The following is a 9,246-nucleotide window of genomic DNA, read 5'->3' on the forward strand; positions in this document are numbered from 1 at the left end:
TGGGGGCCAGCCCCCACACCCCCGGAGTATTTCGGGAACGATGAAATCAGGCGGTTTCAAGCGCCGTTGCCGCCGCATCGAGGCGTGTCACGGCTTGGGCGATTTCATCATCGGTGATGGTCAGGGGCGGCAGAAGACGCAGGACGTTGTCAGCGGCGGGAACCGTGGCGACAAGGGCCGCGTAACCGGCCTGCACCACCTCGGTATTGGGCACCTTGCACTTGAGACCCAGCATGAGGCCGAGGCCACGCACCGCCTCGAACACGGCCGGATGCGCCGCCACCAGCCCTTCGAGCCGTTGGCGCATGAGGGCCGCCTTGCGGTTGACCTCGGCCAGAAACTCGGGCGTGGCGATTTCGGCCATGACCGCGCAGCCCACGGCGCAGCCCAGAGGATTGCCGCCATAGGTCGAACCATGCGTGCCCGCCGTCATGCCAGAGGCGGCGTGCTCTGTCGCGAGAACAGCACCGATGGGAAAGCCGCCGCCGATGCCCTTGGCGACCATCATGATATCGGGTGTGACCCCGGCCCATTCATGGGCAAAGAGCCGCCCGGTGCGCCCCACACCGCATTGCACCTCGTCGAGGATGAGCAGGATGCCGCGTTCGTCGCAGAGCGCGCGCAGCCCCTTGAGGCATTGATCGGGCAGCGGGCGGATGCCGCCCTCGCCCTGCACCGGCTCGATCAGGATGGCGGCGGTGGTGTCGTCAATCGCGGCATGCAGCCCCTCGTGATCGCCCCAGCCGACATGCTTGAAACCGGGCAGGAGCGGGCCAAAGCCCTTGGTCATCTTTTCCGATCCGGCGGCGGCAATCCCCGCCGAGGAGCGCCCGTGAAAGGAGCCCTCAAAGGTGATAATGTCCGTGCGCTCGGGCTGGCCCGCATCGTAGAAATGCTTGCGCGCCATCTTGACCGCCAATTCGCAGGCCTCGGTGCCGGAATTGGTGAAAAAGACCGTATCGGCGAAGGTTGCCGCCACGAGCCTGTCGGCAAGTTCCTGTTGTTTCGGGATCTGATAGAGGTTCGAGGTATGCCAGAGCGCCGCCGCCTGTTCGGTCAGCGCCGCCACCAGCTTGGGATGCGCATGCCCCAAGGCGTTGACCGCAATTCCGGCCCCCAGATCGAGAAAGCGTCGCCCATCCGCCTCGATGAGCCAAGACCCCTCGCCCTTGACGAAGGAGAGCGGCGCGCGGTTGTAGGTTGGCAGGATCGAGGGGATCATGGCAGTTTCCTTGTCAAACAGGCCCTTTGAGTGCCGCATGGGCGGGGCTGAGTCAATCTTTAGAGGATTGGGCAATGGGAGGATTTGGCGGGTGGGCGCGGTCAAGCGCCGGGATCACGAGCGGACGGGACGTCAGGCGCGGGTGCGTCGGCGTCGCAGCGGGGCATATGTGGTCCGAGTGATCATGTCGGCGCGCTTAGCCGGTTTTGCGCGTCAAGGGAAGCGAAATGTCGAGCGTCGGACCCGGCTCTATCGCCACGCGCGCCGCCCCAAGGCGCGGATGCAGCCGCCGCGCCAGATGCCAGCAACCAATCAGACCCACGCCCGTCACCGCGAAAATCCCCGGCAGCGGGGCCACCAGAAGCACGAGCCACGCTGCCCCCGGTGTGAGGATGCCCGAGACATCGCGGAAACTGGCGTAGATCGCCGACATCTCGGTGCGCTCTGACGGTTTGACCGCCATGAGGAATGGCAAGCCCGCCGACACATCGAGCAGCACCAGAAAGACCGAGGCCACAGCGAGGCTTGCGACCGTCACCCAAGGCAGGCTGCTGAAGGCCGCGGCAAAGAGAAAGAGCAGCCCGGACACAAGAAAGCCCGCCCGCACCGCATGGCGGATCGAGCGGCGCTGCATCCAGCGCAGCATGAAGGGCGTAAGAAAGAGCATCCCATTCGAGGTCGACAAGAGCATGCCGCCCAAATCCTCGCCCAAGCCCTGCTGCACCGCGAAGATCGGCAGATAGACCACATAGGCCCACCACCCGCAGGAGCGGATCACGGCAAAGATCCAGCCCGCTACCAGCCGGGGCTGTGCGAAGAACCGGGGCATCCATGCCAGCGGATTGGGGGCCGGGCGGCGCGCACGGGTGATCAGCTTGCCATTGCCAAGCCGCATGTAGAGAAAGAGCGCCATCATGCTGAACGCCGCCAGCGCCGCGATGAGAAACGGCAAGGGCCGCCATATCCCCAAGAGTGTCACGCCCAGAAAGGGCCCCACAGTCCAGCCAAGCGCGCTGTAGAACATGCGCGAGGTCTCGCACCGGCCGAGCTCTGCCTTGGAAATGAAATCGAGCACATAGGCGTTGAAACAGACAAAGACCGTGACCGTGGCCGAGGTGATCATGGCCAGCGCCGCGATCATGCCCAGCGCCCCGCCCTGCGCCCCCATCACGGCCCCGCCCGCGAACATCGCGCAGCCCGTCACATAGATCCAGCGGCGCGGCATGAAGCGCGAGGCGAAAGGCACCATAAGGCCCGTTGCCAAGGACAGCAGGCCAACCATGAAATAAATCTCGGAGACCAGCGCCGCATCGCGGAGCGCGCGATACATCTCGAGCGGCATCACCGAAATCAGGATGCCGCGCGCCATTGCTTCGGCCCCGGCAAGCGAGGCAAAGCCGCGCACAGAGGGTGTTGGGGCATGGCGGAGCCATTCGGGAATACGGCGTTGGTGCATGGAGTCGTTCCGATTTTTCGTAAGACTGACCACGGATACGGGGGGCGTGATTGGCAAACGACGACATCCTGTCGTTTTTGTTGTCAGGGATGTAAAAATTGTTGATCCCATCTGCCTACCTTGCGCCTTGCGGCGGGCGCAGTCTGCGGGCAATGCTGCGGCGATGTTCATACCCCGCGCCTCCAATCCGGGTCTTGCCGCCCTGCTGACCGTTCTGGCCGCCGCTTTGCTGGCGGGCACCACGCTCTTGGCCAAGGCGCTTGGGACAGACGCGCTTGGACCGGCGCTGAGCCCGTTTCAGATCAGCCATGGGCGGTTTCTCTTCGCGCTTGTGGCCATCGCGGGGATGAGCGGGCTGGTACGTCCCCGGTTCACCCGTCCCGATCTGGCCACCCATGCGAAACGCTCGGCCCTGGGCTGGGGTGGGGTCACGCTCATGTTCGCGGCCGCCGCCTTTATCCCGCTGTCAGACGCCACCGCGATCAGTTTTCTCAACCCGGTGTTCGGCATGATCCTCGCCATCCCGCTTTTGGGAGAGCGGGTGGGCCCGGTGCGATGGGTGGCGGCGGGCATTGCCCTGACCGGGGCCGCGATCCTGATGCGCCCCGGCAGCGGGGTGGTGGAGACCGGCGCACTTCTGGCGCTTGGTGCAGCGCTTTGCCTTGGGGCGGAGCTTATCTTCATCAAGCGTCTGTCGGGCCGGGAAGGGCCGTGGCAGATCCTGCTTGTGAACAACGCCATCGGGCTCAGCATCGCGACGCTGGCCGTGGTCTGGGTCTGGGCCGCGCCCACGCCGGCGCAATGGGCCGCTCTTGCAGCCCTTGGCGGTCTCATGGCGCTTGCGCAGACGGCGTTCATCAATGCCATGGCGCGGGGGGATGCGAGCTATGTGGCGCCGTTCTTTTACACCGCCCTGATCTTTGCCGGGCTTTATGACGGGCTGGTGTTCGGGGTCTGGCCCGATGCCATATCCATCCTTGGCGCGGTTGTGATCCTCGGCGGCGCAGGCTTGCTGCTCTGGCGGGAAGGACGGCGGCGCGCGGTGGTGACGTAACGCCACCTTTGACGAATCTGCGGCACCTTGGGCTAATGCCTGCCAAGGGAGAGGACCCATGCCACTGAGCATCCTGTTGCCGATGGTCGTTTTGGGCATCGCGGGCATCGCGGTGCTGCTGCATGTCTTGGGCCTCTCGCGCCGGGCGACGCTCTCGGATGCGGCGGCGGCGCGGGCGGCATGGCTGCGGGAATTCCCCGAGGATGCGCCGACACAGGTCATTCTCTGCCGCAATCACAGCGCCGCCCTGATCGAAACCGCACAGGGGCGCGGGGTGGTCTGGCCGATGGGGGCCGATACCACGGCCCGGTACCTGAGGGGCGCACGGGTCAGACGGCGCAAAGCCGGTCTCACGCTCGATTTGCCTGACTATACCGCCCCTCGCATCCGTCTGACGCTCTCGCCCGACGAAGCCGCAAGCTGGTGCGCCCTATTGGAGTCCCGCGTATGAGTGATACGCTGACCTATCCCGACGTTGTCAACTGGGCGGTGCCGCTCTTTATCGCGGCGATCCTCGCGGAACTCGTTTGGATCGTGATCAAGGGGCGCGGCGGGCGTTATGAAACGCGCGACGCGCTCACCTCGCTCCTTCTCGGGGCGGGCAATGTGGCCGAGGGCATCGTGCTAGGCTTTGTCGCCTATGGCTTTTTCATGGTGCTATGGGAGATCACGCCGCTCGATCTGGGGCACTCGGTCTGGGTGATTGCGCTCTGCTTTGTGCTCGATGATTTGCGCTATTACTGGGTGCATCGGTTCGGGCACCGTATCCGCTGGGTCTGGGCGAGCCATGTCAACCACCACTCTTCGCAGCATTACAACCTGACCACGGCGCTGCGTCAGACATGGACCGGCACCTTTACCTTTATGATGGCGGTGCGCGCACCGCTGATCCTCTTGGGCTTTCATCCCGCCATGGTGCTCTTTGTGGGCGGGCTCAACCTCATCTATCAATTCTGGATTCACACCGAGGCGATTGGCCGCCTGCCCCGCTGGGTCGAGGCGGTGATGAACACGCCCTCGCACCACCGGGTGCATCACGGGCGCAACCCGCGCTATCTCGATTGCAACTATGCCGGGGTCTTCATCATCTGGGACAAGATGTTCGGCACCTTCGTGCCGGAACTGGAGCGGGAAAAGGTGGATTACGGCCTTGTCCACAATCTTGGCACCTTCAACCCGCTGCGCGTGGCCTTTCACGAATGGATCGGCATCTGGCGCGATGCGACGCAACCGGGGCTGACATGGCGCGAGCGGCTGATGTATTGCGTCATGCCTCCGGGTTGGAGCCATGACAACAGCCGGGGCACGTCGGAGGCGATCAAGGCGCGTTATCTGGCCACCCATCCCGAAGAGGCGGGCACGCCGGGATTGCCGAGACCCACCGCGCACAACCCGTAGGTCTGTCACAAATCGCCCACTAAAATGTTATTTGACCGATCATTCAAAACAGGGTCATGTCGGGTCAGGCGATTTGCGCCATCACTCACGAACAGGTGTCGCCCCGCGAGACGGTGCGGGACGCTACGAAAGTACCCGGCACCTTGGGCAAGGGCCCATTACTCACCCTTGTGCAAGGTGTCGGGGAAGTTCTAGAGTCTGCTTTGGCGGGTTAACGTTGTTTGCCTCTACCCTTTTGCTCGAAATGACACAGTGATGCCCTGGGAAAAATCCTATGCTGAAGCCGAGGTGCTGGAGGCCGCGATGCGCGCCTTCTGGGCCAAGGGCTATCAGGGCACATCCATGGCCGATCTGGTGGCGGTCACGGGCCTTAATCGCGGCAGTCTCTACGCGGGTTTCGGCAACAAGCGCGATCTCTTCCTGCGCGCCCTCAAGCATTATGACCAAAGCTACCGCGTTGGATTTCTGGCGCTGTTGCGGCAGGACCGCAGCCCGAGAGAGGCGATCCTTGCCACTTTTGACGCCATCGCCCAAGGCAATGACACCATGCCGGGCGGGTGCCTTATGGTCAATTCAGCGATGGAACTTGCCCCGCATGACGATGAAATCGCCCGCATCATCGAGGACAGCATGGCCGAAGTCGAAGCCTTCTTTGCCAATTGCCTCGCTGAATGCGACGACCGCGTGCGCAGCCCCGCGGACATCTCTGAGACCGCCAAGGTTCTGCAAGGGCTGATGGTGGGCCTCTTGGTCATGACCCGCGCCAATCGCGAGAGCCCGTCGATCGGGGCGATCCTGACCCAGGTGCGTAGCCTCTTGGGCTGAGGCGCCTACCAGCGGCCCGATAGCCCACGCGCCAAGAGGCTGAGTTGCGCGCGCGCGGGTGCAATCCCGAGCCGCCCCTCTGCCACCGCGCGCGGATCACGTGCCACGCGGTGCAGCACCGGCCCCGCCAGCCAGAGCGGCAAGAGCGCGGCCCCCGCCGCACGTGACACCTGCCCGCGCGCCGCCCGCGCACGGTGTAGCCGCCTCAACCCATCCTGCGCCAAGGCCCGCACCGCCTCGGGACGACCGTCAACCAAGGGTTTTCGCCCCGCCGCCTCGAGCGCCGGAATGGCGCGAAACCAGTTGGCAAGGCCCAGCGCATAGCCCGCATCGCGCAGCACTTCGGGTGCCGCCGGGCCAAGCGCTTGCGCCGCCGCCTGCAAGAGATTGCCGGACGTGGCCTCGATATAGCGGGTGAAATCCGCCTCATCCTCGAACGGCTCGCGCGTGATGTCCCAGCGCCGCGCCTCGACCAGATCCGCCAGCAGCGCAGCAGCGGATGCATCGAGCACATGCGCGAGGGGTGTGACCACCTCATGCCGCCGCACAAGGCCGCCGGCCGCGATTTCCTCCAGCGCGTCGGCCCACCATTGCAGGCGCATTTCCGCGATCATCGGCTCTTGCGTGACCCAAGGCGCGCGTGCCACTTCGATATTGAAGGCATAGACCGGAAAGAGCACGGCGCGCGCCGCCACGGGGGCCGCCATCGCCGCCAGAAACCGCTCTGGATCGGCCCGGCGCACCAGATCGGCGCAGGCGGTCAGATCGGCATCGAACTCTTGGCTCACGCCACCCCCTGCCCGTGCAGAAGCTTCCAGTTGATCGCATCGAGCAGCGCCTCGAAACTGGCGTCCACGATATTGGGGCTGACCCCCACCGTGGACCAGCGCCGCCCCTGCCCGTCTTCGCTGTCGATGATGACGCGCGTTGCGGCCTCGGTGCCGCCTTGGGTGATGCGCACCTTGAAATCCACCAGTCGCATGTCGTCGATCTGGCCTTGATAGCGGCCCAGATCCTTGGCCAGCGCCTTGGCCAGCGCGTTGACCGGACCCCGGTCGCAACCGTGATCATCCATCGATTCACTCACCGACAGCTTCTTGTCGCCATCGACCTTGACCACAACCACCGCCTCGGAGAGGCTGACCATGCGGTCATACTTGTTCTTGCGCCGCTCCACCGTGACCTTGTAACGCTTGACCTCGAAGAAGCTGGGCATCTGGCCCAGTTCCTTGCGCGCGAGAATCTCGAAACTCGCCTGCGCGCTGTCATAGGTATAGCCCTCTTCCTCGCGCGCCTTGATCGTTTCCAGAAGGCGCGCCAGCGCCGGATCACCCGGCTCCACCACAATCCCCGCCTCGGTCAGACGCTGGCGCAGGTTCGATTGCCCGGCCTGATTGGACATCGGGATAATCCGCGCATTGCCCACCGCGGCGGGATCGACATGCTCGTAGGTGCTTGGGTCCTTGAGGATGGCACTGGCATGCAGCCCCGCCTTGTGGGCAAAGGCGGACGCCCCCACATAAGCCGCCTGCCGCAGCGGCACGCGGTTGAGGATTTCATCCAACTGGCGGCTGATGGCGGTGAGCGCGCGCAGGCCGTCGCGTGTCACGCCCGTTTCAAAGCGGCTGGCATAGGGCTCTTTGAGCAGCAGCGTCGGAAGGAGCGTGGTCAGATTGGCATTGCCACAGCGCTCGCCCAACCCGTTGAGCGTGCCCTGAATCTGGCGCACGCCCGCATCCACCGCCGCAAGGCTGCCCGCAACCGCATTGCCGGTGTCGTCATGGGTGTGAATACCAAGCCGGTCGCCGGGAATACCCGCCGCGATCACCTCAGTCACGATGCGCCCGATGGCAGGTGGCAAGGTGCCGCCATTGGTATCGCAAAGCACGATCCACCGCGCGCCTGCGTCAAGTGCTGCGCGCAGGCAACCCAGCGCATAGGCGGGATTGGCGGTGTAGCCGTCAAAGAAATGCTCGGCATCGAACAGCGCCTCGCGCCCCTCGGCCACGACATGCGCGATGGAGCGGGCGATATTGTCGGTGTTTTCCGCGAGGCTGAGCCCGAGCGCGGTTGTGACGTGAAAATCATGGGTCTTGCCCACGAGGCAGACCGCTTTGGTCCCGGCGTTCAGCACAGCGGCCAACACCTCGTCATTCTGGGCGGAGCGGCCGGCGCGTTTGGTCATGCCAAAGGCGGTCATCGTCGCGCGCGTGGCGGGGGCATCCTCGAAAAAGGCGCTGTCCGTCGGGTTCGCCCCCGGCCAGCCGCCCTCGATGTAATCCATGCCCAGCCGGTCAAGCGCATGGGCGATCTGGATTTTCTCCTGCGTCGAGAAACTGACCCCTTGCGTCTGCTGCCCGTCACGCAGGGTCGTGTCGTAGAGATAGAGGCGGTCGCGGGTCATGATGCGCACCCCTCTTCACCAACGCCCCGCGCGGAATCACGGCGCGTAGCGCCGCCGCGCAGCGCCCGACCGCCCCCCCGGGCGGGCGCTTCTGCAACGTCGCAATCCTCACAATCGTTCAAGTATTTCGCACCATAAACTGCTTCCCACAGCCGTTGCAGCGCCCCCCCGGCGGTCGGGCACCGCGCGGCTTGCAGGTGGTGAGCAGACAGACGCATCACTTCAACGCCTCCAGCTTCGCCGGGTCGAAATCTGGGCCATACTCCCAAGTCACACCCTCTTTTGTATCTTTCACGAGCACCCCGGCTTCAACGAGCAAATCCCGCATCTGATCCGCGATTGCGAAATTCTTCTGCGTTTTCGCTTCAGCGCGGAGTTGCAGAGCGTATTCAATCAATTCATCAGCTTCTGGCGTGGCTTCGCCATCAAACCAATCACCCAGTTCAGGCGTCAAAAGTCCAAGCAGCTCCGCAGACTTTCGAAAGCCGTGCGCATCGCCCTCTTTATAGAGCTTTCGCAGTGCGGTGATCGCTCCATGAGTATTGAGGTCATCGGAAATTGCGGCCAACACTTCCGAAGCCGGACCGCCCATCGGGTCAATTCCACCGGCAAAGGCGCGCCAACGGCGCAGTTCAGCCTCCGCCTCCCGCGCCTTTTCAGCCGTCCAGTCCATCGGCTTGCGGTAATGCGTGCTCAGAAACACGAACCGGATCACCTCTCCCGGTATCCCCTGATCCAGCAAATCCCGCACGGTAAAGAAATTGCCTAAGGATTTGGACATCTTCTTGCCCTCGACCTGCAGCATCTCGTTATGCAGCCAATAGCGCGCGAACTGACCTTCGGGATGGGCGCAGCAGCTTTGCGCGATCTCGTTCTCGTGGTGCGGG

9 protein-coding genes are annotated in these 9,246 nt (G+C 64.2%); 4 read left to right on the forward strand and 5 right to left on the reverse strand.

The features are described from left to right. Nucleotides 1–46 precede the first annotated feature (46 nt). The gene (locus tag KBT70_RS05835) at nucleotides 47–1,222 is read right to left on the reverse strand and encodes an aspartate aminotransferase family protein (RefSeq protein ID WP_296629683.1); all 1,176 of its coding nucleotides are present in this window, start codon (nucleotides 1,220–1,222) and stop codon (nucleotides 47–49) included. A gap of 196 nt (nucleotides 1,223–1,418) precedes the next feature. Continuing rightward, nucleotides 1,419–2,678 (reverse strand): MFS transporter, encoded by a 1,260-nt coding sequence (locus tag KBT70_RS05840; RefSeq protein ID WP_296629685.1) that lies wholly within the window; start codon nucleotides 2,676–2,678, stop codon nucleotides 1,419–1,421. 163 nt (nucleotides 2,679–2,841) lie between these two features. Here KBT70_RS05840 and KBT70_RS05845 point away from each other — a divergent pair, with 163 nt between their 5' ends. The 4 genes from KBT70_RS05845 to KBT70_RS05860 all read left to right on the forward strand — a co-directional run bounded on the left by KBT70_RS05845 (nucleotide 2,842) and on the right by KBT70_RS05860 (nucleotide 5,955). Then, entirely contained in the window at nucleotides 2,842–3,732 is an 891-nt protein-coding gene (locus tag KBT70_RS05845; protein WP_296629688.1) for a DMT family transporter, read from the forward strand. A 58-nt stretch (nucleotides 3,733–3,790) separates the two neighbouring features. Then, on the forward strand, nucleotides 3,791–4,183 hold the full coding sequence (locus KBT70_RS05850) for a hypothetical protein (protein ID WP_296629691.1): 393 nt from the start codon (nucleotides 3,791–3,793) through the stop codon (nucleotides 4,181–4,183). Next, entirely contained in the window at nucleotides 4,180–5,130 is a 951-nt protein-coding gene (locus KBT70_RS05855) for a sterol desaturase family protein (protein ID WP_296629693.1), read from the forward strand. The genes KBT70_RS05850 and KBT70_RS05855 overlap by 4 nt, the downstream gene beginning before the upstream one ends. A gap of 255 nt (nucleotides 5,131–5,385) precedes the next feature. Next, nucleotides 5,386–5,955, forward strand: a complete 570-nt coding sequence (locus KBT70_RS05860; RefSeq protein ID WP_296629694.1) for a TetR/AcrR family transcriptional regulator — start codon at nucleotides 5,386–5,388, stop codon at nucleotides 5,953–5,955. Between the two features lie 5 nt (nucleotides 5,956–5,960). On the opposite strand, the gene KBT70_RS05865 is transcribed toward KBT70_RS05860, so the two are convergent. The 3 genes from KBT70_RS05865 to KBT70_RS05875 form a co-directional block, all read right to left on the reverse strand. After that, nucleotides 5,961–6,743, reverse strand: coding sequence for a squalene/phytoene synthase family protein (locus KBT70_RS05865; protein WP_296629697.1), 783 nt, complete (start codon nucleotides 6,741–6,743; stop codon nucleotides 5,961–5,963). Next, nucleotides 6,740–8,359: a citramalate synthase gene (gene cimA, locus KBT70_RS05870; RefSeq protein ID WP_296629700.1), complete on the reverse strand. Its 1,620-nt coding sequence runs from the start codon at nucleotides 8,357–8,359 to the stop codon at nucleotides 6,740–6,742. The genes KBT70_RS05865 and cimA overlap by 4 nt, the downstream gene beginning before the upstream one ends. A 217-nt stretch (nucleotides 8,360–8,576) precedes the next feature. Further along, the coding region (locus KBT70_RS05875; protein WP_296629702.1) for a class I tRNA ligase family protein at nucleotides 8,577–9,246 on the reverse strand (670 nt) is incomplete at its 5' end.

This window comes from Roseovarius sp., assembly GCF_018066915.1.
Taxonomy (GTDB): Bacteria; Pseudomonadota; Alphaproteobacteria; order Rhodobacterales; family Rhodobacteraceae; genus Roseovarius.